We start from the raw sequence: 667 nt of genomic DNA, 5'->3' as shown, positions 1-667 counted from the left end.
GCGTGCCGCAGCAATGCGCGACAACGTATCACCCGCGACAATGGTATATGTGCAGTTCGCGGCAGCCGGTGTGTTGGCGCCACCTGTCGCATCAAGCGGAGCGCGCGTGCGGTTCAGGGCTTCACGAAAATCGGTTTCCGGGGCTGCAGTTGAACGCAGCGCGGCTGTGCGGTCAGCCGCGAACAACGCCTGCCAGTCCGGGCATCGAATCAACTCACCGGAGAAGGCAAAACCGGGGATTATCAGGCCAATGAGCAGCAGAGTACGCAAGGGAACCTCCGTTCTCCTTCATACTTAGTATACAACGCCGTTGGATGCAACGCAAAAATGCGCCCCAAGTGATGATCTGATTGATGGGCAGATGAGATGCCAAACTCCCGGCAAAATGCGGATTTCATTGACAAAATTGGCAGTTCCTATCGCGCATTGGTGGACCAGCCAATCCATCTCTCACCCAAGACTAGGGCCCGGTCGCCGCATAGTGAAATACTTCTATTCTATATTTTAATAGGCATCGACTATGACTGCCCTGCCGATTTACATCCGGGGGTCACTGGTCTGAGATTGTGGACTGCAAAACTGCGCGGATCTGAGTTAGTCCCGCGTTGTTTCAGAATCGTCCTGCTCTTCTTCTTGCAACAATTCGTAGGGGTGAACCGCTAAGGGA

General features: G+C 54.3%; 1 protein-coding gene. It reads right to left on the bottom strand.

Annotation, left to right across the window (positions count from 1 at the left end; all coding sequences use genetic code 11):
- Positions 1 to 270, bottom strand: a 270-nt coding sequence (locus ACFWW2_RS00605; RefSeq protein WP_393925423.1) for a LysM peptidoglycan-binding domain-containing protein, incomplete at its 3' end; no start/stop codon positions are given.
- Positions 271 to 667 lie beyond the last annotated feature (397 nt).

This window comes from Yoonia sp. R2-816, from assembly GCF_046762905.1.
In the GTDB taxonomy this organism is placed as follows: Bacteria; Pseudomonadota; Alphaproteobacteria; order Rhodobacterales; family Rhodobacteraceae; genus Yoonia.
The sequence above is the reverse complement of the archived record's forward strand: the minus strand, read 5'-3'. Positions and strand labels throughout refer to the sequence as shown.